This window comes from Meridianimarinicoccus aquatilis (assembly GCF_004358675.1).
In the GTDB taxonomy this organism is placed as follows: Bacteria; Pseudomonadota; Alphaproteobacteria; order Rhodobacterales; family Rhodobacteraceae; genus Meridianimarinicoccus; species Meridianimarinicoccus aquatilis.
Genome location: NZ_SMZO01000004.1, coordinates 1 through 21,613, shown reverse-complemented (window position 1 = coordinate 21,613; position 21,613 = coordinate 1). Strand labels below are relative to the sequence as shown.

The window sequence follows — 21,613 nt, the reverse complement described above, 5'->3', positions numbered from 1 at the left end:
TCTGATTCCATAACTATTGGATCAGCCATTTGCTTTACTCAGAACAGGTCGTCCCCCAAGGTCACACCGCTGATAAGTTGGTATGACAACAAGTCCGGTATGTCGGCTGCGTCGCGCAAAACTGGCTCGACCTGTGCAGAGAGTTTTGCGCAAGCCGCACGCGCAGCACTTTCTGCGGCAAGGGCTTCACCCCGGTCCACAAACCGGAAGCGCAATTCGTCTGTGGGTCCGGCCTGTGCGACCCGCGCAAGATCGCATGGCAAAACCGACCCGAGCCGCGGATAGCCGCCAGCCGTCTGGCATCAAAACAAATGGGGTGCCGTCGCCCGTGATCTGGATGTCGCCAGGCACGATAATGTCCGACAGAACGCTGAGCCCGCCCTTTGCTGAAAATCCGTCACTGTCTTGCGCAAGCCGAGCACCTTGGCGATTGCTCCGCGGATCACGGCGAAATGTCGTTTCTGAGAAACGTGAAAGCATGTCCTTTGTGAACAGGTCGGTTTGCGGGCCGGGTAAGACACGCAGCGTTCCACTTCCAAAACGCGCCACAGGCTCAAGCCGCAGTCCTGAACGACCGCCACCCCCCACAGGCAAGCAATCGCCAGCCTCCAGCGGGGTGCCAACACCCGCGACCGGATTCATCGACCTCGCCCCAAGAAGTGTTGGCGTCAGAAAACCGCCGCCCACTGACAGATAGCCATAGCTGCCGTGCCGCGCCGGACCAATGCACAATGTCTGGCCGTCTTGCAGCATGTGACACGCGTTCCATAGAACAGGTGTGCCGTCAATTTCCGCGCTCATAACTGCACCGGTAAGCGCCACGCAAAACGCGCCGCGTGCCATGAAGGTGCCGCCCATTCCCGCCAGTTCCAACACGGCCAAGTCCGCGGCCTGCCCTAGCAATGCGGCGCCTTCCGCCAAGGCATATCGATCAGCCGCGCCGCCGCGCGATAATCCAAATGCCAAAGTTCTCAAGCGACCAGTATCTTGAACGGTAACGTGCGGGCCAACCGCTATTAATTTCAGGGCTGGCGTCATGGCAGATCCTCGCAGATTGCGCCGCCATCACCGCCAAATGGTGGAAGATCCGTTGCAGATACAGCCCGGTACACGACCTCGTCTCCGGCGCGCAAAGGAAAAGCTGAGTCGCTGTCTGGCCGAAAGCAGCCGAAGCTTGTCTGCCCGATGTGTTGCCAGCCCGTCGGTGTGGACGCCGTGAACACGATCAGTTGCCGCACAGCCACGACCAGCGCACCGGCAGGCACCATTGGCGTGAGAGTTTTCTGACGCGGAATATCCCATTCCGGTGGTAACGTACCCAAATACGGCTGTCCCGGAGCGAACCCCAAGGTCAGAACGCGCACCGGTGTTTGGGTCAGTGCTGTAATTGCCTCGTCTGCGCTCAAGCCGACCTGTTGCGCAACATCGGTCAAGGCGGGGCCGCTTGCGCCGCCAAAGGCACAGGGAATGGTCCAGCGCCGCCGCCCTGCGGGCAACCCCTGCCCCATCCAATCCCGCTCAGCCAGCAACATCGCGAGTTTGTGCCTCAGCGCATCGGCCGCTGTGACCATGGGATCGAAACTGACGAAAACGGACGCGAGCGCGGTGGCCGTTTCCGCAACTTCCTTCCAGTTCGCGGCGTCGATGGCCGCACGAAAGGACAACGCAGCACGGTTTGCTGCGTCGTCGGGCCGGTCGCCAAAGCGCACCAGCCAACCGCCCAGACCCAACGGGGCGATGAGCGGAAACTCGGGGACGTTAGGGGTGTCTGGCACGGCGACTCCTTGCGTTGCGGGGACTGAACCAAACCGAGCAAACCATTGCAACCGTTGTCGCGTTTGCACCTGCTCTGGTCGCCTTGCGGAAAACCGGCGCGCCGAATGAGCCTACACATAGATACAGTCGAGCCACGTAAACTGTCCGGAGCCGCAATGCCAAAGGACCTTTCCACCGATCCACTGCTGCAGCCCTATCAACTCAAACACCTGACGCTCAAGAACCGGATCATGACGACGGCGCATGAACCGGCCTATCCCGAAGACGGTATGCCCAAAGATCGCTATCGCGCCTATCACGCGGAACGGGCCAAAGCCGGTGTTGGGTTGGCGATGACAGCCGGGTCGGCGGCGGTTTCACGCAATTCACCGCCTGTTTTCAACAATGTGCTCGTCTGGAAGGACGAAGTTGTTCCTTGGATGGCGAAACTGGCGGACGAATGCCACGACTATGGCTGCGCGGTCATGATCCAGCTCACACATCTTGGGCGCCGCACCCATTGGAATAAGGGTGATTGGCTTCCAGCCGTGTCGCCTGGCCATGCGCGTGAAGCCGCACACCGGGCCTTTCCAAAAAAGCTGGAAGATTGGGACATTGCCCGCATAATAACGGACTATGCGGACGCTGCAGAGCGGATGCAGGCGGCAGGTCTCGACGGGATTGAATTACAAGCCTATGGGCACTTGATGGACCAATTCTGGTCCGAACGAACCAATACGCTGGACGCCCCCTATGGCGGCAGTTTGGACAATCGCTTGCGGTTTACGTTCGATGTGCTTGACGCCGTGCGCAAACGGGTCGGACCAGACTTCATTGTCGGCATCCGCTATACCGCCGACGAGGCGGTCGAGGGCGGCATCTCAGAGGATGAAGGGCTCGAAATATCACGTCGGCTTGCTGAATGCGGGCAGGTTGATTTCCTGAACGTGATCCGGGGTCATATCGATACCGACCCAGGTTTGACCGATGTGATTCCGGTGCAAGGTATGCCCAGCGCGCCGCATCTGGATTTCGCCGGAAAGGTTCGCGCAGAAACCGGGATGCCCACATTCCACGCCGCCCGCATTCCTGACGTTGCCACTGCACGTCATGCCGTGGCCTCAGGTCTTCTTGATCTGGTGGGTATGACCCGCGCGCACATGGCTGACCCGCATGTGGTTCAAAAGATCATGTCCGGGCACGAAGACGACATTCGTCCGTGTGTTGGAGCGACCTATTGCCTTGACCGCATCTATCAGGCCGGCGACGCATTATGCATCCACAACGCGGCCACAGGGCGTGAATTATCGATGCCCCATACGATCGAGCCCGCCGAGCGGCCCAAACGTGTTGTGATCGTCGGGGCCGGACCAGCCGGGTTGGAAGCTGCCCGCGTCGCGGCAGAGCGTGGGCATCGCGTGACGGTGTTTGAGGCAGCCCCTGACCCCGGGGGGCAAATCCGCCTCACCGCCCAAAGCCCGCGCAGGCGTGAGATGATTGGCATTATTGATTGGCGTATGGCGCAATGCGCGGCCCGTGATGTGGAGTTTCAGTTCAATACCTTTGCCGAAGCCAAAGACATCCTAGACCTATCCCCTGACGTGGTGATCGTCGCGACGGGAGGATTGCCTGATACAGATGTCCTGACCCGTGGCAATGATCTTGTGGTATCCGCTTGGGATATTTTGTCTGGCGATGCAAAGGCCGGTCAATCGGTCCTGATCTATGATGACGCCGGAGATCACGCAGCACTTCAGGCCGCTGAATTGATCGCGGCTAGCGGGGCGCACGTGGAAATCATGACGCCAGACCGCAGCTTTGCTCCGGATGTCATGGCAATGAACCTCGTGCCTTACATGCGCACCCTTCAGAACAAGGATGTTCGGTTCACAGTCACCTACCGCCTGCGCGCGGTCGACCGTACAGGGAATAGGCTGCGTGCAGTGATCGGGACGGATTACTCGCCCCATACAGAGACCCGCGATTTCGACCAGATCGTGGTTAATCATGGCACGCTGCCGCTGGATGACTTGTACTTCGACCTCAAGCCCCATTCCAGTAACCTTGGCGCAGTCGATCAAGACGCGCTGATCGAAGGGCGCCCGCAACCCATGGGCGAGACCCACGATGCAGGCTTTGTACTTTACCGCATCGGGGATGCAGTTTCTGCGCGCAACACCCACGCCGCTATTTATGATGCCCTTCGCTTGATGAAGGATGTTTAAAGGCTTGTCTCTTCCCGCCCCTATCGCGCCGCTTTCAGGCCAGAGTATCAGCCGCGCGATCCGTAAATCATTCCCCAGTTCATCGCCCTCGGGCGGACTTTCAGGATATCCATGATGCTGAGCAACGCTGACGTCCTTTCTCTTGTCCTCTCGCGCAAGCAGGGTCATTCCCTGCCGCAACCATTCTATACTGATCCTGATGTCTATCAGGCAGATCTCCGTCACATTTGGTACAAAGACTGGCTCATGGCCGCGACGGTTGCCGAGTTTCCAAAAACCGGAAGCTTTATCACGCTGCAAATTGGCGCGGCCGCGATTATTCTTGTGCGCGGCGCTGACGGGGTATTGCGCGGCTTTCACAATTCGTGCCGTCACAGGGGCAGCCGCGTTTGTGCTGCGGATAAAGGGGTCTCTCCCAAGCTTGTCTGTCCCTACCACCAATGGACCTATGAACTTGACGGACGGCTCCTGTGGGCGCGGGAAATGGGCGATGACTTTGATCCCACGCAGCATGGCCTGAAACCTGTTCACGTGGCGCAAGCAGCCGGGCTCGTCTTTGTCTGCCTTGCCGAGGCTGCGCCGGATTTCGCCCCCCTTGCCCACGAAGCGGCGCGGTATGCCGGCCCACACGGGATGGCCGATTGCAAGGTCGCGTTTCAGTCCACCATTGTCGAGAAAGCCAACTGGAAACTGGTGCTGGAAAACAACCGCGAGTGTTATCATTGCTCAGGGTCTCACCCGTCTTTGTGCCGCACGTTTTCGGATGACCCTGACCTCGTTGGTGCGGATGACAGCCTGTCGTCACCACAAGGTGCGGCCCATGTCGCACGCTGTGAAGCCGCCGGGTTGCCATCAAAATACACCATCACACCAACAGAACAGTGGCGGTTCGTACGCATCCCGTTCATGGGCGACGCGGTCAGCTACACGATGGACGGCAAGGCAGCCGTCAGTAAACGGATCGGCAGCATCCCGTTTGATAACGCGGGCACCTGCCTGTTCTTTCACTATCCAAACACCTGGAACCATTTCTTGTCAGACCATGCATTGGTGTTTCGCGTCATGCCGATTTCGACCACGGAAACACAAGTTACGACCACATGGCTCGTGCACAAAGACGCGCAAGAAGGTGTGGACTACGACCTGAACCGCCTGACAGAAGTCTGGTTGCACACCAACGATGAAGATCGCCGCATCGTCGAAGAAAACCAGATCGGCATCAATTCGCCCGGCTATACGCCCGGCCCGTATTCGCCGCGTCAGGAAAGTGGCGTGATCCAGTTTGTCGATTGGTATGCCCGCGCGCTGCAATCCCGCCTAACCGGGCGCGGCCTGATGGCTGCGGAGTGATCCGATGATTCCGATGCCCTATGACGACATGGCCCCGTGGGATGGAACTGAGCCTTTGGAATGCACCGCCGTCATTCCAGAAGCGCCGGATGTGTGTACTTTCGCGTTTCGGGCACCGTCGGGGGCTTGGTTCAAGTATTTGCCAGGCCAATTCCTGACACTGTTTCTTCCGGTTCCCGGCGGCCCGTTGCTGAGAACCTATACGATTTCATCGTCGCCATCACGGTCGCTGTCGATTTCAGTTACCGTGAAGGCACAAGAAGGGTCCATCGGAACCCGGTGGATGCTTGATCATTTACGCCCCGGCGTACAGATCAAGGCCACCGCGCCGTCTGGGCAGTTCACCCTGCCTCGTCAGCCAGATGACAAGTACCTGTTCATCTCGGCAGGCTCTGGCATCACTCCGATGATGGCAATGACGGGCTATCTTTTCGATCGGGGCGAATCCCCCGATGTCAGCTTTATCGCCTGCGCCCGCCGTCCATCGGAACTGATCTTTCGCTCTCGGCTGGAATTCATGGCCTCGCGCATGCCTGGCCTACGGCTGAACTTTGTCGTGCGCGAAGACGACCCCTATCACACTTGGACCGGCTATCGTGGGCGTTTCAACCAATTGATGCTTGGCCTTATGGCGCCGGATTATCTGGACCGAAAGGTGTTTTGCTGCGGCCCCGAAAGCTTCATGCAATCGGTGCGAGACATGCTCAACGCGCTGGGCTTTGATATGGCGAACTACCATCAGGAGAGCTTTCACGCCGCCACCGAAGCCGCAGCAGAGGATCCCGGACATGATGACGTTGTTCCTGACGATGCCTGCGCAGCCGAGATCACCTTTGGCCCGTCCGGCGTAACAACCGCATGCTTGGAAACCGACACGGTTTTGGCAATCGCAAAAGCCTCTGGTTTGAACATCCCATCCGGGTGCACCTTCGGCGTTTGCGGCACCTGCAAAATTCGCAAGACAGCCGGCGAGGTTCATATGCTCCACAACGGCGGGATCAGCGAAGATGATATCGACGCCGGTTACATCCTTGCCTGCTGTTCTCACCCTATTGGCAGTGTGACAGTCGAACTGTGAACCACGTTTGCCCGCCATGCGATCATTAACCAAAAACGCTTTTTCAGTTGCCCTTGCGGAATCCTCAAATTAATTAATTTGAATTCGTTTCAAGGGAGTGACCATAATGAGAAAACTGCTCTTTCTGTGCTTTGCGGCTTGTGCTGCACCGGTGCCCGTTCTTGCCACAACTTACACCTACGCCATCGACTATACATTCCCGATCTTGCGCGAAGGTAATCAACTGGGCGCTTATGCCGATCCGATCCCCGGACGCGGAAGCGTGAAAGGTGAAATTGTTCTTGACGACAATTTCCTGACCTCGCGCACTTTGATCAGTTATTCTCTGACAACAACCAACAGTTCGACCCGGTCAAATGTTGAAAACATGTATTCGTTTTCGTCAGGCGACCCGAACGAGACCTTTACGTTTCGCGCAGCGTCTAGTTACTGGGACCCGCATATGTATCTGGTTTTTAGCGACCAGTCCTATGCGCAACCCTGCTCTGCCAGTTCGCCAGTCGGTCCGCGCGGTACATATTCCATTGCTGGGTCCACGCTGACCCTTGAGATCGACAAGAACTTCACGCCCGGCGATGCGGGGTTCAGCATGCAAGCGCTGGAGCTGTTCGGACGCACGGCTTATTGTGCAGGGGTTGGGTTTCCGCTGTTCGAACATGAACATACTGCGCCCAATGGGTCCGGTGTGATTGCCACACTTACATCGACCGGCACGGGGACCACGGCGACCGTCCCGTTGCCTGCAGGCCTTCCGCTGTTGGTTGGTGGAGTTGCCGTTCTGGGCGTAACGACACGTCGGCGCAAGGCGCACCAAGCCTGACTTCAGCCACATTAGGCTTCCAAGTTTCAGACGAGACCGCTCTGCTTTGCATGGGCGGTCTTTTTCTGTCGGGCACACGATGCCCGAAGCTTCCCGAGATTAATTAACAGGCACATTATTGAAATTGCGCCCTTAAAAAAGGCAAGAATGGGCGGGGCGATGAAAAAACCACTCAACAGGTCCCCACTGCTGACATCGTGTGCGACATATGGCCGACCGCGCCACGCGGTTGCGGATGTTCAGCCAAATGCCAAAACCTCTGACAATTGTCGTCGTCGAACCAGATCCAGATCGCGCGCGGTTTATCGTCGATGCTCTATCGGATGACGCAGATTTCGAAATCCACGTGGTGGCAGAGCGCGCCGCTTTGGCACGGAACATTGCGCAACGAAAACCTGACCTGGTGCTGGTCGACGTTGCCAACCCCTCCCGCGATACCATCGAAGAACTCACCCTCGCCACAGGCCCACTGGACAGACCGGTTGCACTGTTTGTCGATCGAAGCGACGCCGGCCTTTCCGCCGCCGCGATAGAAGCTGGTTTATCGGCCTATGTTGTGGATGGGCTGACGCCCTTGCGTGTCAAACCTAATCCTTGAAGCCGCGATTGCACGGTTCCGCCTGATGCAGCGAATGAGAACTGAATTGGCGGAAACAAAACGTGCGTTGGAAGAACGCAAAGTTATTGATCGGGCCAAAGGTCTTTTGATGCGCGCGCGCGGTATTTCGGAAGACGAAGCCTATGCTTTGCTGCGCCGCACGGCCATGGATCAGGGCCGCCGTGTCGCAGATGTCGCCGAGGCGTTGGTCACAGCAGCGGGCCTTTTGGGATGAGATCGGCCACATTGAATATCGGATTTGTTCCGCTGGTCGATTGCGCACCTCTGGTCGTGGCACATGAAATGGGCTTTGCCGCCGATGAGGGCATCGCAATTTCACTGAAACGCGCGCCTTCTTGGGCCACCGCGCGTGATGCACTGTCGTTTGGGCAAGTGGTCGCCGCACATATGCTGGCTCCGGTCCCTGTCGCAATGGCTTTGGGCCTTGGCGGTGGTGGCGTGGGCGCAATGGATGCTTTGTCGGTGCTCTCTGTGAATGGTACTCTTATCGGTGTGAGCGCTGAGTTGGGTGCCCGCATGCGCGATGCTGGTCATTCCTTCGACTTTGCAGATCCCGTCGCCGCTGGCCGTGCCCTGATATCGGCGGCGCCTGAACCGTTGCGTGTTGGCGTGCCCTTTCCATTTTCAATGCATGCGGAACTTGTATTCTACTGGTTGTCTGCGCTTGGGCACCCTAGTCCGCAAAGCCTTTCCATCCATACGGTTCCGCCGCCCTTGATGGGCGATGCAATCCGAGCCGGCGAAATCGACGCATTCTGTGTTGGCGAGCCGTGGGGATCAAAGGCGCTGGAAAGCGGCGTTGGTCAGCTTTTGCTGCCGGGCAATGCAATTTGGGCGCAGGCCCCAGAAAAGGTTCTCGCCGTCCGACGCGATTGGGCCGAAGCCGAGCCAGATTTGTCATCGCGATTGATCCGCGCGGTTTGGCACGCAGGCCGGTGGCTTGACACACCAGACGGAAGGTCGCTTGCCGCTGAAATGTTGTCTCGTCGCGAATACCTCGATGTTGCGCCTGACCAGATCGAACGCGCGCTTACCGGTCAAATCATCGTCAATTCTGCAGGGGACGTGCGAAGCGCCCCGCGCTTTGTCGGGTTTCATTCATTCGCGGCAACGTTCCCATGGCGCAGTCAAGCTGCATGGATGGGTGACAGACTGGCGGCACGTACCGGTTTGGATCGCGCCCAAGCCATGCGCGCCGCATCCGCTGTCTTTCGCAGCGATCTCTATCGCGCCGCACTTGCAAACAGTTCGGCGAATCTGCCCACGGCATCGTCGCGTGTGGAGGGCGCCTTGACGGAAGACGCCCTTGTTGCGGGAACGCGGCGGGAGTTTCTTCTTCCCAAGAATGCCTTTTTTGACGGCAAAACCTTCGATCCGGGGTTTTAACTCTGCCCAGTGCGCGAGCAGTTACGCCCAAAAACGCTGCATCGCAGCATAAAGTAACTCCATGCTATCGAATTTCCTTCCCAACGATCCGACTGCCGGGCATGAAGAAGAGGCGAAGGGCAACGGGGCCATTCGCGTCCAGACACCCAAATGGTTGGGATTATGAGCAAAGCCGCTCGACCCTCGCTTATCAAAGCGGGTGTGTCAGCGGCTTTTCATGTGTTTGGCCGGCCCCGATGCCGGCCCGAAATGGGACCACTCCATGAACCGAGTTTTTGCTGGCCTTGTGGCCACCACTTTTATCGTCAGCCCAGCGTTCGCGCAGATGTTGGAGCTTGAAAAAGACGAACTGACCTTTGGCTTCATCAAGCTGACCGACATGGCACCGCTCGCGGTTGCGTATGAAAACGGCTATTTCCTTGACGAAGGTCTTTTTGTCACTCTGGAAGCACAAGCCAACTGGAAAGTGCTGCTGGACGGCGTTATCGACGGCACGCTTGACGGCGCGCATATGTTGGCGGGTCAGCCTTTGGCGGCCACCATCGGTTACGGCACCGAAGCCCACATCATCACACCCTTTTCCATGGACCTGAACGGCAACGGCATCACCGTTTCCAACGAAGTCTGGGCAGAGATGAAGCCAAACATCCCGATGATGGATGACGGTCGTCCGCAGCACCCGATCTCGGCTGAAGCACTCGCGCCGGTTGTTGAATCCTACCGTAACGAGGGCAAGCCATTCAACATGGGCATGGTGTTCCCTGTCTCTACCCACAACTACGAGCTGCGTTACTGGCTTGCAGCGGGCGGTTTGCACCCCGGTTTCTATGGCGACGGCGATGCAACCGGCCAGGTTCAGGCCGAAGTCCTTCTGTCCGTGACACCGCCGCCCCAAATGCCTTCGACGCTCGAAGCCGGCACGATTTATGGCTACTGTGTTGGCGAGCCTTGGAACCAGCAAGCCGTGTTCAAAGGGATCGGCGTTCCGGTCATCACCGATTACGAAATCTGGAAGAACAACCCGGAAAAAGTCTTCGGCATCACCGCTGAATTCGCCGAAGAGTTCCCGAACACCACGCTGGCCGTCACCAAAGCTCTGATCCGTGCCGCGATCTGGCTTGACGAAAACGACAACGGCAACCGTGAAGAAGCCGTCGCCATGCTGTCGCGCCCCGAGTATGTCGGTGCAGACGAAGAAGTCATCGCGAACTCGATGACAGGCACGTTCGAGTATGAAAAAGGCGACGTCCGCGAAGTCCCCGATTTCAACGTCTTCTTCCGCTATAACGCAACATACCCGTTCTATTCCGACGCTATCTGGTACCTCACTCAGATGCGCCGCTGGGGCCAAATTGCGGAATCCAAAGACGACCAGTGGTACTTTGACACTGCGGAAAGCGTGTATCGTCCAGACATCTACATGGAAGCTGCCAAATTGCTTGTCGACGAAGGCTTGGCACCTGAAGATGGCTTCCCTTGGGACACAGACGGCTACAAAGCCCCCGCGCCCGCCGAGGATTTCATCGATGGTATCGGCTATGACGGACGCGCGCCCAACGCTTATCTCGAAAGCCTCTCTATCGGTTTGAAAACAGGCCAAAAAGTCGTCGGCTCCAACGTCGAAGGCTAAGCCTGCCGCGGCGGCGGGTCCTTGCGATCCGCCGCCCGCACAAAACCCTGCACGACCACCCTTTCTTGGGGGTCTCATTAACCTAGATCATTTCGGGAACATCACATGACCGCCGTTGATCCGACTGCTATTGAAGCCCAAAATCGCGAAGCCCGCCGCGCACGCTGGTTCACCCGTATTAACAAGGCCGACGCTTGGTTCAACGTGTTCGGACTGTCGTGGGTGACCCCCATTTTGCGCGCTGCCGCTGGCGACAACCCACGCGCGCAAGTCTCTGAAATCTGGCGCCTGCTGGGAGTGCCACTTCTGGCCATAACCGGGTTCCTTATGCTTTGGGCCGTTCTCGCCCCCCAGGTGCAAACGTCACTTGGTGCCGTGCCCGGACCTGCGCAGGTCTGGACCGAAGCCCGCGGTTTGCACGCTGATGCGGTCCGTACCGGCGAGCAGCGCGCAAAGTTCGAAACAATGGTCGCCGCCCGCAATCAACGCCTTATCGATGCTGGCCGCGCTGACGAAGTGAAAAATGTCGCTTATACCGGCGCGCCATCCTTCTATCAGCAAATCCGCACATCGATCTACACGGTGTTCTTTGGCTTCCTGATTGCCACGGCGGTCGCCGTGCCGCTTGGGATCGCCGCCGGTCTGTCACCCACCGCGAACGCGGCTCTGAACCCGATCATTCAAATCTTCAAGCCGGTCAGCCCGCTGGCATGGCTGCCAATCGTAACGATGATCGTCTCGGCCGTTTATGTCACCAATGACGGGCTGTTCGCAAAATCCTTCCTTGTCTCGGCTATTACTGTGACCCTGTGTTCGCTTTGGCCAACGCTGATCAACACCGCGTTGGGTGTTGCATCCATCGACAAGGACTTGGTCAACGTGTCCAAAGTTCTGAAAATGAACACATACACCAAGATCACCAAACTGGTGCTGCCATCCGCCCTGCCCCTGATTTTCACAGGCCTGCGTCTTTCGCTTGGTGTTGGCTGGATGGTTCTCATCGCGGCGGAAATGCTTGCCCAGAACCCTGGTCTTGGCAAATTCGTCTGGGATGAATTCCAGAATGGCAGCTCTTCGTCCCTGGCCCGGATCATGGTTGCGGTCTTCACCATCGGCATCATCGGCTTCCTTCTTGATCGTCTGATGTTTGCGATCCAGGCCGCCTTCACCTTCACGAACCAACGGTGATCGGTATGGGTATCCTCACATTCTCTAACGTGTGCAAAAGCTATGGCGAAACGCCAGTGCTCAAGGACATTAATCTTGACGTGGCTCAAGGTGAGTTTCTGGTTCTGCTGGGCTTCTCAGGCACAGGAAAGACCACGTTGATCAACCTGATGGCGGGTCTTGAGCACCCCACGTCCGGCCAAGTCACCGTCAAGGGAAAGCCGGTTACCGGCCCGAGCCCAGAGCGCGGCGTGATTTTCCAGAACTACTCGCTCATGCCTTGGCTCACTGTTGCGGGCAATGTGCGCCTTGCCGTGGATACCGTGTTCCCGAACCTGAGCAGCAAGGAAAAAGCAGCGAAAGTAGACCACTACATCAAGATGGTCAGCCTTTCGCACGCCGCAGCGCGCCGACCGGCAGAATTGTCTGGCGGGATGCGTCAGCGGGTCAACGTGGCCCGTGCGCTGGCGATGAACCCGGAAATCCTGCTGCTGGATGAACCACTTTCGGCGCTCGACGCGTTGACCCGCGCCAACCTCGCTGACGAGATTGAAGCGATCTGGACCGAGGAAAAACAAACCTGTGTGCTCATAACCAACGACGTGGACGAAGCCATCGTTCTTGCCGACCGCATCATCGCACTGAACCCTGACGGAACGCTGGGGCAGGAATTCTCCGTTTCTATCCCGCGTCCCCGTGAACGGGCCGCAATGAACCACGACGAAGATTTCAAGCGGCTTCGAGCGGACATCACAGGGTACCTGATGGATGTGGGCATCAAGGCCGAAGCCGGTACAGCACGCCAACTGCCCAACGTCACCCCGATCCACGGTCTGCCCAAGGCGCAGAAAGATGCTGCAAAGGGAATGATCGAAGACCGGTTCCTCGACTTCTCGCAACTGCACAAGATCTATCCAACACCCAAAGGCCCTTTGACCGTGGTCGAAGACTTTGATCTGAAGGTGAACCGGGGCGAATTCATTTCGTTGATCGGGCATTCCGGCTGCGGGAAATCCACGGTCCTGACCATGGCCGCCGGTTTGAACGACATCTCGAAAGGCGCGATCAAGCTCGATGGGCGTCACGTGGAAGGCGCCGATCCCGAACGCGCGGTCGTGTTCCAATCGCCGTCGCTGTTCCCGTGGCTCACTGCCAAAGAGAACGTCGCGATCGGGGTCGACAAAGTATACCCCAAAGCGTCCCGCGCAGAACGTCAGGATGTGGTGGAATACTACCTTGAACGTGTCGGACTTGGCGACGCGATGGACAAAGCCGCTGTCGACCTTTCCAACGGCATGAAGCAACGCGTCGGCATCGCCCGCGCCTTTGCGCTCAGCCCAAAACTGCTGCTGCTCGACGAACCGTTCGGCATGCTCGACAGTCTGACCCGCTGGGAACTTCAGGAAGTTCTGATGGAAGTGTGGGACCGCACCAAGGTCACTGCAATCTGCGTCACACATGACGTGGATGAAGCTATCTTGCTGGCGGACCGCGTGGTCATGATGACCAACGGCCCAGAAGCCACCATCGGACGTATCGTTGACGTCGATCTTCCGCGTCCACGCACCCGAAAGGCACTGTTGGAGCACCCCGATTATTACCTTTACCGTGAACAGGTTCTGAACTTCCTGGAAGAATACGAGCACGGCGCGCGGCCAACACCCAAAGCGGCAAAGTCCGCAATTGCAGCGGAATAAAATCATGGAAACTATATTGGACACCGCTGAACAAACGTTCATCGAAGTTGCCGAAGTCTGGGTGCCTGAAGGGGATCGCCTGACACTGGCAAACGGCGCGTATGGCCCGCACGAAGCGTTTGCCGAGGCGTCTCGCCAAGAAAGTTTTGCCAAAGGCGAAGGTCTTCCCGGACGCGCATGGTCCGAAGAGCGCCCTGTCGTCCTCAAGGAATTTGATGGCTCGTATTTCAAGCGCACCGAGGCCGCGAAAGCGGTTGGTCTGACCGCAGCGGTCGCAGTTCCCGTGTTTGCTGGCAGCAAGCTCAAGGCGGTTCTGGTCGTGCTGTGCGCCGACGATGCCGTGCGCACCGGCGCGATTGAGGTTTGGGCCGAAAAAGACGGCGTGCTCGCCCTCAATGACGGCTACTACGGCGCAGCGACACATTTCGAATGGGTGAGCCAGCACACACAGTTCCCACGTGGTCAGGGGCTTCCGGGCGGTGTGTGGTCGGCGCAAACGCCAATCCTGATGCGCGACCTTGGGTCCGGCTACCGGTTCATCCGTTCCGAAAGCGCGGGCAAGGCCGGTCTGACCACTGGTCTGGGTCTTCCGATCCCGGTTCCGGGCGGCGACTCGTTCGTGCTGACCCTTCTTTCCGCCAAGGGCACACCGATCGCGCGCCGGTTTGAAATCTGGGATGCCCGTGCCGCCAAGGCAGGCGCACCCGGAACAGCGAAACTTATCGATGGGATCTGCGAACGCGAAGGCCCGCTTTGGGATGCGGAAAATGCCGGAAACGAAAAGACGGCAAAGGCCTGGTCGGGTCCGATTGGCCGCGTTCTGGGAACTGGTGTGCCCACAACTCAAACCGGCGCAGGCGCGAATGGCTATCAGATGATGGTTGCCCTGCCGATCCACCGGGGCGGCGAGCTCGCCCATATTGTTGCCTGGTATTGCTGAGGAACATGTGATGGAAAAACTTGTCGTTATCGGAGCAGGCATGGCCTCTGGCCGCCTTCTGGAACATCTGTTCGACGCCGCCCCCGGCGCGTTCGAGGTCACACTGTTCAACGCGGAACCGCGCGGGAACTATAACCGCATCATGCTGTCACCGGTTCTGTCCGGCGAGAAAAGCTATGCCGAAATCGTCACCCACGACGACGATTGGTACGCGCAGCATGGCGTCACCTGCCGCTTTGGCGAGCGGGTCGTAAATATTGATCGCGACCGCAAAATTGTTGTCGGAGAAAATGGCGAAGTCCCTTACGACCGGCTGGTCATCGCAACTGGGTCGGACGCGTTCATCATCCCTTGCCCGGGTCACGATCTGCCCGGTGTGATCGCCTATCGTGATCTCGACGACACCAACAAGATGATCGACACCTGCGGCAAGCCGGGCGCGCGCGCCGTGGTAATCGGCGGCGGCTTGCTTGGCCTCGAAGCGGCGGCAGGTCTGCGCCTGCGCGGCATGGATGTTACTGTCCTTCACCTTTCTGGCCACCTTATGGAACGTCAGTTGGACGCAGCCGCGGGGTACCTTTTGCGCGCCGATCTGGAACGCCGCGGCATCACCGTGATGACCGAAGCTTCCACCAAGGCCGTTCGCGGCACCGATGCGGTGGAAGCGGTCGAGTTGGAAGACGGCACCATGTTGCCTGCCGATCTGGTCGTGATGGCCGTCGGCATCCGCCCGTCTGTCGCTGTTGCCAAGGCGGCGGGCCTGACGGTCAACCGCGCAATCAACGTGGACGCCCAGATGCGCACATCCGACGACAGCATCTATGCCGTTGGGGAATGCGTTGAATTCGCGGGGCAACTCTTTGGTCTCGTGGCGCCGTTGTACGACCAAGCCAAGGTACTCGCGGCCACGCTTTTGGGCGACGACGCGGCATTCATGCCGAAACAACTCTCGACCAAGCTGAAAGTCACAGGCTGCGATCTGTTCTCGGCGGGGGATTTCGCCGAAGGTCCAGGCCGCGAAGATATCGTTTTCCGCGACCCGGCGCGGGGCATCTACAAGCGTTTGGTGATTGAAGATGATCGTCTTGTCGGCGCGGTGATGTATGGCGACACCGCTGACGGAAACTGGTTCTTTGGCCTGATCAAGGATGAGACCGACATTTCCGACATGCGGGAGTCTCTTATCTTCGGACCTGCCTACCAGGGAGGGTCCTCAGTGGACCCTATGGCCGCCGTTGCAGCCTTGCCAGCTGACGCAGAAATCTGCGGTTGTAACGGCGTATGTAAAGGTCAGATCGTTGAAGCCATCGAAGGCGGTGCAACCGACCTTGGGGCCGTCCGGGCCACGACCAAGGCCAGTGCGTCTTGCGGTACCTGTACCGGGCTTGTCGAACAGGTTCTCGCAGCCACCTTGGGCGATGACTTCACCCTGCCGACAGCGCAACCGGTGTGTGGATGCACCGACCTGTCCCACGAAGACGTGCGCCGCTTGATCAAATCCCAGGAACTCAAATCGCAACCTGCGGTTTGGCAAGAACTGGGGTGGTCCACACCCAATGGCTGTCACGTGTGCCGGCCGGCGATCAATTATTACCTGCTGGCGGATTGGCCGGTGGAATACAAAGATGATCCACAAAGCCGCTTCGTAAATGAACGCAAGCATGCAAATATCCAGAAAGACGGAACTTTCTCTGTCGTTCCGCGGATGTGGGGTGGGATCACATCGGCAAGTGAGTTGCGCGCAATCGCCGATGTCGCCGACAAATACGATGTGCCAACGGTCAAAGTCACTGGCGGGCAGCGGATCGACCTGTTGGGCGTGAAAGGCGAAGACCTGCCCGCGATGTGGGCCGATTTGAACGCGGCCGGCATGGTTTCGGGCCACGCCTATTCCAAAGGCCTGCGCACAGTGAAGACTTGCGTTGGAACCGACCACTGCCGGTTTGGCACTCAGGACAGCACGGGCCTTGGCATTCGGCTGGAAAAGTACCTGTGGGGGTCGTGGACCCCGCACAAGGTCAAGCTGGCTGTGTCAGGTTGCCCGCGCAACTGTGCCGAGGCGACCTGCAAAGACGTCGGCATAATCTGTGTCGATTCAGGGTTCGAAGTTGGGGTTGGCGGTGCGGCTGGCATGGACCTGAAAGAGACAGAGCCCTTGGTTAAGGTGGCGACCGAAGACGAAGCCGTCGAATGGACCGTGGCGTCTATTCAACTCTACCGCGAACACGCCAAGTATCTTGACCGGGCCTATAAGTGGGTCGGCAAGGTCGGACTGGACTGGGTGCGCGAAACCCTGTCCGACGATGTGGAACGCAAGGCTTTGGTCGAACGGTTCGATCTGAGCCAGACCATCTATCGCACAGACCCATGGGCCGAACATACGCCGCGTGAAAGCGCCAGCCGCTTCGCGCCTTTGACTGATCTCACACTGGAGGCTGCGGAATGAGCTGGATTGACCTTGGTGCGATTGAAGATGTGCCGCTTCGCGGGGCGCGGGTTGTAAAGACACCGGTTGGCTGCGTGGCCCTGTTCCGCACCGCAGAGGCAGAAGTGTTTGCCACAAGCAACACCTGCGCCCATCGCAATGGCCCGCTATCCGAAGGGATCGTGCATGATCGCAAGGTCACTTGCCCGCTCCATAACTGGGTCTGGTCGCTGGAAACCGGCGAAGCACAAGGCGCGGATGAAGGCCAGATCGCGACGTATCCTGTCATGGTCGAAAACGGCCGCATTCTGATTGAAGGGGACTCCGTACGCAAAAGGAACGCGGCGTGAGTTCCGTCCGGTCCACCTGCCCCTATTGCGGCGTCGGGTGCGGCGTTCTCCTTACCCCAAAGGGTGCGGGCGGGCTGGATGTAAAAGGCGATCCCGATCACCCTGCAAATCGCGGGCGGCTCTGCTCCAAAGGGTCCGCCCTTGGCGAGACGGTGGGGCTGGCCGGTCGTTTGCTGGCCCCGCGAGTAGACGGTCAAGACACTGACTGGAACAGCGCCTTGGACCATGTCGCGGACCGGTTCAGCAGGACCATTGCTGAACACGGGCCGGATAGCGTCGCATTCTATGCCTCAGGGCAAATGCTGACCGAAGATTACTATGTTGCCAACAAATTCATGAAAGGCTTTGTCGGCACGGCCAATATCGACACCAATTCGCGACTTTGCATGGCCTCAACCGTGGCCGGTCATAAACGCTCCTTCGGGACTGACACTGTGCCCGGCACCTATGAGGATCTCGACGAAGCCGATCTGGTGGTCCTTGTTGGGTCGAACTTGGCATGGTGCCATCCGATCCTGCATCAACGGGTTCTGGCGGCCAAAGAGAAACGTGGCACGAAACTCATCGTGGTGGACCCACGCCGCACGGCGTCGTGCGATGCAGCCGACCTTCACTTGCCGTTGAAACTCGGCTCTGACGTGGCCCTGTTCAACCGGCTGTTGACCGCAATCGCCGAGGCGGGCGCGCTTGATCGCACGTATCTGTCTCATGTGAACGGCTTTGACGCGGCGCTTGAAACCGCGCGCGCTGACAGCATCGAGCCAACCGGGCTTTCATCAGACTTAGTGGATGAATTCTGCCGCATGTGGATCGGTACAAAGCGCGTCGTGACCATTTTCAGCCAAGGCGTGAACCAATCCAGCGCAGGCACCGACAAGGTCAATTCGATCGTCAATTGCCACCTCGCCACTGGGCGTATCGGCACGCCTGGCTGCGGCCCGTTCAGTGTCACCGGGCAACCCAACGCCATGGGAGGGCGTGAAGTCGGCGGCTTGGCCAACACGCTTGCGTGCCATCTCGATATTGAAAACGCGGCGCACAGAACCGCCGTGAAGGACTTTTGGGATGCCCCGCGGATACCCGAAGGGCCGGGCCTGAAAGCGGTCGATCTTTTTCGCGCCGTTGCGAAGGGGCAGGTCAAGGCGCTTTGGATCATGCACACCAACCCTGCCGTTACACTGCCAGAGGCTGACGCAGTCCAAGCCGCCATCAAGGGGTGTGACTTCACGGTCGTGTCTGAAATTGCCGCAACCACGGACACCTCAGTTCTTGCAGATGTTCTTCTTCCCGCATCGGCCTGGGCCGAGAAGGATGGCACAGTCACAAACACCGACCGGACCATCTCGCGGCAACGCTCCGTCCTGCCCGCTCCGGGTGCGGCAAAGCCTGATTGGTGGCACATCGCCGAAGTCGCTAAACGCATGGGCTTTGGTTCCGCGTTCGACTTCGCAAACAGCGCCGAAATATTCCGCGAACACGCCGCGCTATCCGGGATTGCCGGCGGCTTTGGGCGCGATTTTGACATCTCGGGCCTCGCAGAGATCACCGATTCCGAGTTTGATGCTTTGGCACCTGCGCGTTGGCCTGTGGCCGGACGTCGCGGTGGGCGCTTCTTTGCAGATGGTCAATCGTTCCATTCAGACAAGCGGATGCGCATGGTTCCAGTGGCTTGGCGTGCCCCCGATGCACGTCGCGCGCCGCGCTTTCCATTCCGGCTGAACACAGGCCGGGTCCGGGATCACTGGCACACTATGACGCGCACCTCGCTGTCACCGCGCTTGTCCGCCCATTTGGCCGAACCCTTTGTCGAAATTCATCCGGTTGATGCAGTTAATCTGGGAATTGAACCAGACACTCTTGTTGAGGTTACATCCCCAACAGGCCGTGCCGTTCTGCGGGCCACTATCAGCGATGCAACCCGGCAAGGCGAGCTGTTCGCACCGATCCACTGGACGGGTCAAACCGCGCCGACCGGCCGAATTGATGCTTTGGTCGCCGGGGCAACTGATCCCTTTTCGGGACAACCTGAAAGCAAGGCAGCCGTCTGCGCCGCGAAAGCGTTTAACGCGTCTTGGTACGGGTTCGCCGTCTCTGCACGCCCCATGACGCCAACATGCGACTACTGGGCAGTTGCACCGAGCGCGACAGGCTGGCGGATGGAACTCGCAGGCCAAACCATACCCGCCGATTGGGAAGACGCAGCGCGCAACCTGTTCGACCTACCGGACGCTCAGGCGCAGGTCGTCACCGACCCGGCACGCGGCGTAGCCCGTTTGGCATTCTACGAAAATGATCTGCTGATTTCGGCCCTATTTGCGGGTCCGAAGCCACTGGGTCTGATGCGCGATTACGTTGCGACCCTCCCCAATGAGGATGTTCTGACCGGTCGTGCGCCGGCGGACAGGCCCGATCCCGGCCCGATGCTGTGCGCCTGCTTTGGCGTTGGCGTGAATACAATCCTGACGGCCATTGAGAGCGATGGATTGATGACGGTCGAAGCCGTTGGCGCAGCCTTGGCCGCAGGCACGAACTGTGGGTCTTGCAGGCCAGAGATTGCCACGCTTCTGGCCAACTCGCGCGCGCGTGAGGCTGCGGAATGACCCTCGCGCCTTATGTGAAGATACTGGCACGTGGACAAGGGCGCGCGCGCGGGTTTACCCAAGCCGAAGCTGACGCAGCAATGACGCATATGCTGGCTCCGGACGCAGCCCCCGAAGCGGTCGGCGCGATTTTGATGCTGTTGCGCATGAAAGGCGAAACCGCAGAAGAAATCGCCGGTTTCGCAGCCGCAGTCCGCCGGGCAAACCGTGGAGCGTGGACCGGTGCGCGGCCCGCACTTGATTGGCCAAGTTACGCCGCCGGGCGCACACGCGGATTGCCGTGGTTTCTTCTCGCCGCGCGCCTTGTGGCAGATGCAGGTGTGCCGGTTTTGCTGCATGGCTGGAACAGCCATCAAGACGCAGCAGCCTCGGTCCGGGCAGCGTTGCCATCGATTGGCCTGAGGCCCGCCACGACCCTTGAGGACAGTGCAGATCAGCTTGCCCGCGATGGAATCGCCTACCTTCCTCTGGAAGTTCTGTCGCCCCGCTTGATGGCGCTCCTACGCTTGCGCGATGTGCTTGGCCTGCGCTCCTGCGTCAATACGGTGTGCCGGATGCTGAACCCGGCAGCGGCCACCGCCGCCGTGCAGGGCGTCTTTCATCCATCCTATCGCGAATTGCAGGCGGATGCGGCGCAGCTTTTGGGACTGGACCGATTGACCGTTCTCAAGGGCGGCGGTGGCGAATTTGAACATCACCCCGCCAAGGACATCGTTACCTTCGGTCTGCGCAGCGGGCAGGCTTGGACCGGGCTGACCGGTCAGCGGATGGACGCGCACCGCCGCCTTGCCGATGCGCCGTCTGCACCCGAAACACTCGGCCACATCTGGCAGGGCACAGTCCATGACCCCTTTGCCGAAGCGATCGTGCTGTCCACAGCCGCGCTTGCCCTCGAAACGGCTGGCATTACACACCCTGAACAAGCCGCGCGTGATCTTTGGGAGTCCCGCCGCCGCGATGTCGCCGCCTGACGACCAGACTGGAGACCCACATGCACAGCTTTCCAATGTTCATCCGCACCACAGGCCGCAGGGTCATCATAGCGGGTGGCGGCGAACAGGCCGCGCAAAAGGCGCGGTTGCTTTTGAAAACTGACGCACGTTTGGTGTTGGCCGCTCCAGAGCTAGACACCGAACTGGCCGCCATTGTGACTTCGGGCCGGGCCGAGCATCACACAGGGCCGATCACGGCAGCGCTGTTCGAAACTGCGGCGATGGCATTTGTTGCGACCGGATGCCCCGGTTTCGACGCCGCACTGCACGGATTGGCAAAAGCCGCGCGCTGCCCAGTCAACGTGGTGGACCAACCTGCCCTGTGCGACATGACCACACCGTCTATCGTGGACCGCGACCCGGTGGTGGTCGCCATCGGTACCGAAGGCACAGCGCCAGTATTGGGTCGCCAGATCAAAACCCAGATCGAACAAATGCTGACGCCAAACTTGGGCAGTCTCGCAGCATTTGCAGGTCGGATGCGCGACGCGGTCGCAGCGCGTGTGCCTCGGGCGGCGCGCCGCGAATTCTGGCGTTGGGTGTTTGCCGATGCCCCGCGCGCCCAATGGACCCGAGGGG

Annotated in this window: 15 protein-coding genes and 2 pseudogenes; 15 read left to right on the top strand and 2 right to left on the bottom strand. The window is 59.1% G+C overall.

Features of this window, described 5'->3' with window-relative positions:
• Nucleotides 1-38: 38 nt before the first annotated feature.
• A pseudogene (locus E2L05_RS02595) lies at nucleotides 39-1,038 on the bottom strand (5-oxoprolinase subunit C family protein).
• On the bottom strand, nucleotides 1,035-1,775 hold the full coding sequence (locus tag E2L05_RS02590; RefSeq protein ID WP_165971670.1) for a 5-oxoprolinase subunit B family protein: 741 nt from the start codon (nucleotides 1,773-1,775) through the stop codon (nucleotides 1,035-1,037). Before E2L05_RS02590 ends, E2L05_RS02595 begins: the two are co-directional and overlap by 4 nt.
• A 156-nt stretch (nucleotides 1,776-1,931) precedes the next feature.
• Here E2L05_RS02590 and E2L05_RS02585 point away from each other — a divergent pair, with 156 nt between their 5' ends.
• The 15 genes and pseudogenes from E2L05_RS02585 to E2L05_RS02515 form a co-directional block, all read left to right on the top strand.
• Nucleotides 1,932-3,980, top strand: coding sequence for an NADH:flavin oxidoreductase (locus tag E2L05_RS02585; RefSeq protein ID WP_208016212.1), 2,049 nt, complete (start codon nucleotides 1,932-1,934; stop codon nucleotides 3,978-3,980).
• 114 nt (nucleotides 3,981-4,094) lie between these two features.
• Nucleotides 4,095-5,330, top strand: a complete 1,236-nt coding sequence (locus E2L05_RS02580) for an aromatic ring-hydroxylating oxygenase subunit alpha (RefSeq protein ID WP_133341335.1) — start codon at nucleotides 4,095-4,097, stop codon at nucleotides 5,328-5,330.
• Between the two features lie 4 nt (nucleotides 5,331-5,334).
• Nucleotides 5,335-6,408, top strand: a complete 1,074-nt coding sequence (locus tag E2L05_RS02575) for a 2Fe-2S iron-sulfur cluster-binding protein (protein ID WP_394346530.1) — start codon at nucleotides 5,335-5,337, stop codon at nucleotides 6,406-6,408.
• A 106-nt stretch (nucleotides 6,409-6,514) separates the two neighbouring features.
• Complete coding sequence (locus E2L05_RS02570; RefSeq protein ID WP_133341334.1) at nucleotides 6,515-7,228, top strand: VPLPA-CTERM sorting domain-containing protein; 714 nt, start codon at nucleotides 6,515-6,517, stop codon at nucleotides 7,226-7,228.
• 247 nt (nucleotides 7,229-7,475) lie between these two features.
• Nucleotides 7,476-8,061, top strand: a pseudogene (locus E2L05_RS02565) (ANTAR domain-containing response regulator).
• Nucleotides 8,058-9,233 (top strand): CmpA/NrtA family ABC transporter substrate-binding protein, encoded by a 1,176-nt coding sequence (locus E2L05_RS02560; protein WP_133341333.1) that lies wholly within the window; start codon nucleotides 8,058-8,060, stop codon nucleotides 9,231-9,233. Before E2L05_RS02565 ends, E2L05_RS02560 begins: the two are co-directional and overlap by 4 nt.
• A 262-nt stretch (nucleotides 9,234-9,495) precedes the next feature.
• The gene (locus E2L05_RS02555) at nucleotides 9,496-10,863 is read left to right on the top strand and encodes a CmpA/NrtA family ABC transporter substrate-binding protein (protein WP_133341332.1); all 1,368 of its coding nucleotides are present in this window, start codon (nucleotides 9,496-9,498) and stop codon (nucleotides 10,861-10,863) included.
• A 105-nt stretch (nucleotides 10,864-10,968) separates the two neighbouring features.
• Nucleotides 10,969-12,051 (top strand): ABC transporter permease, encoded by a 1,083-nt coding sequence (locus E2L05_RS02550; RefSeq protein ID WP_133341331.1) that lies wholly within the window; start codon nucleotides 10,969-10,971, stop codon nucleotides 12,049-12,051.
• A gap of 5 nt (nucleotides 12,052-12,056) precedes the next feature.
• Complete coding sequence (locus E2L05_RS02545; protein ID WP_176600798.1) at nucleotides 12,057-13,727, top strand: ABC transporter ATP-binding protein; 1,671 nt, start codon at nucleotides 12,057-12,059, stop codon at nucleotides 13,725-13,727.
• Between the two features lie 4 nt (nucleotides 13,728-13,731).
• Nucleotides 13,732-14,667 (top strand): GAF domain-containing protein, encoded by a 936-nt coding sequence (locus tag E2L05_RS02540; RefSeq protein ID WP_133341329.1) that lies wholly within the window; start codon nucleotides 13,732-13,734, stop codon nucleotides 14,665-14,667.
• Nucleotides 14,668-14,677: 10 nt separating this feature from the next.
• On the top strand, nucleotides 14,678-17,113 hold the full coding sequence (gene nirB, locus E2L05_RS02535; RefSeq protein ID WP_133341328.1) for a nitrite reductase large subunit NirB: 2,436 nt from the start codon (nucleotides 14,678-14,680) through the stop codon (nucleotides 17,111-17,113).
• Complete coding sequence (gene nirD, locus E2L05_RS02530) at nucleotides 17,110-17,442, top strand: nitrite reductase small subunit NirD (protein ID WP_133341327.1); 333 nt, start codon at nucleotides 17,110-17,112, stop codon at nucleotides 17,440-17,442. The genes nirB and nirD overlap by 4 nt, the downstream gene beginning before the upstream one ends.
• Nucleotides 17,439-20,042: a nitrate reductase gene (locus E2L05_RS02525; protein ID WP_133341326.1), complete on the top strand. Its 2,604-nt coding sequence runs from the start codon at nucleotides 17,439-17,441 to the stop codon at nucleotides 20,040-20,042. The genes nirD and E2L05_RS02525 overlap by 4 nt, the downstream gene beginning before the upstream one ends.
• Complete coding sequence (locus E2L05_RS02520) at nucleotides 20,039-21,013, top strand: glycosyl transferase family protein (protein ID WP_133341325.1); 975 nt, start codon at nucleotides 20,039-20,041, stop codon at nucleotides 21,011-21,013. The genes E2L05_RS02525 and E2L05_RS02520 overlap by 4 nt, the downstream gene beginning before the upstream one ends.
• Nucleotides 21,014-21,033: 20 nt before the next feature.
• Nucleotides 21,034-21,613, top strand: a 580-nt coding sequence (locus E2L05_RS02515; RefSeq protein WP_279512622.1) for a precorrin-2 dehydrogenase/sirohydrochlorin ferrochelatase family protein, incomplete at its 3' end; no start/stop codon positions are given.

Excerpts from the sequence above, each read along its gene's own strand:
- E2L05_RS02585 (WP_208016212.1), top strand. The coding sequence starts at position 1,932 with ATGCCAAAGGACCTTTCCACCGATCCACTGCTGCAGCCCTATCAACTC.
- E2L05_RS02580 (WP_133341335.1), top strand. The coding sequence starts at position 4,095 with ATGCTGAGCAACGCTGACGTCCTTTCTCTTGTCCTCTCGCGCAAGCAG.
- E2L05_RS02575 (WP_394346530.1), top strand. The coding sequence starts at position 5,335 with ATGATTCCGATGCCCTATGACGACATGGCCCCGTGGGATGGAACTGAG.
- E2L05_RS02570 (WP_133341334.1), top strand. The coding sequence starts at position 6,515 with ATGAGAAAACTGCTCTTTCTGTGCTTTGCGGCTTGTGCTGCACCGGTG.
- E2L05_RS02560 (WP_133341333.1), top strand. The coding sequence starts at position 8,058 with ATGAGATCGGCCACATTGAATATCGGATTTGTTCCGCTGGTCGATTGC.
- E2L05_RS02555 (WP_133341332.1), top strand. The coding sequence starts at position 9,496 with ATGAACCGAGTTTTTGCTGGCCTTGTGGCCACCACTTTTATCGTCAGC.
- E2L05_RS02550 (WP_133341331.1), top strand. The coding sequence starts at position 10,969 with ATGACCGCCGTTGATCCGACTGCTATTGAAGCCCAAAATCGCGAAGCC.
- E2L05_RS02545 (WP_176600798.1), top strand. The coding sequence starts at position 12,057 with ATGGGTATCCTCACATTCTCTAACGTGTGCAAAAGCTATGGCGAAACG.
- E2L05_RS02540 (WP_133341329.1), top strand. The coding sequence starts at position 13,732 with ATGGAAACTATATTGGACACCGCTGAACAAACGTTCATCGAAGTTGCC.
- nirB (WP_133341328.1), top strand. The coding sequence starts at position 14,678 with ATGGAAAAACTTGTCGTTATCGGAGCAGGCATGGCCTCTGGCCGCCTT.
- nirD (WP_133341327.1), top strand. The coding sequence starts at position 17,110 with ATGAGCTGGATTGACCTTGGTGCGATTGAAGATGTGCCGCTTCGCGGG.
- E2L05_RS02520 (WP_133341325.1), top strand. The coding sequence starts at position 20,039 with ATGACCCTCGCGCCTTATGTGAAGATACTGGCACGTGGACAAGGGCGC.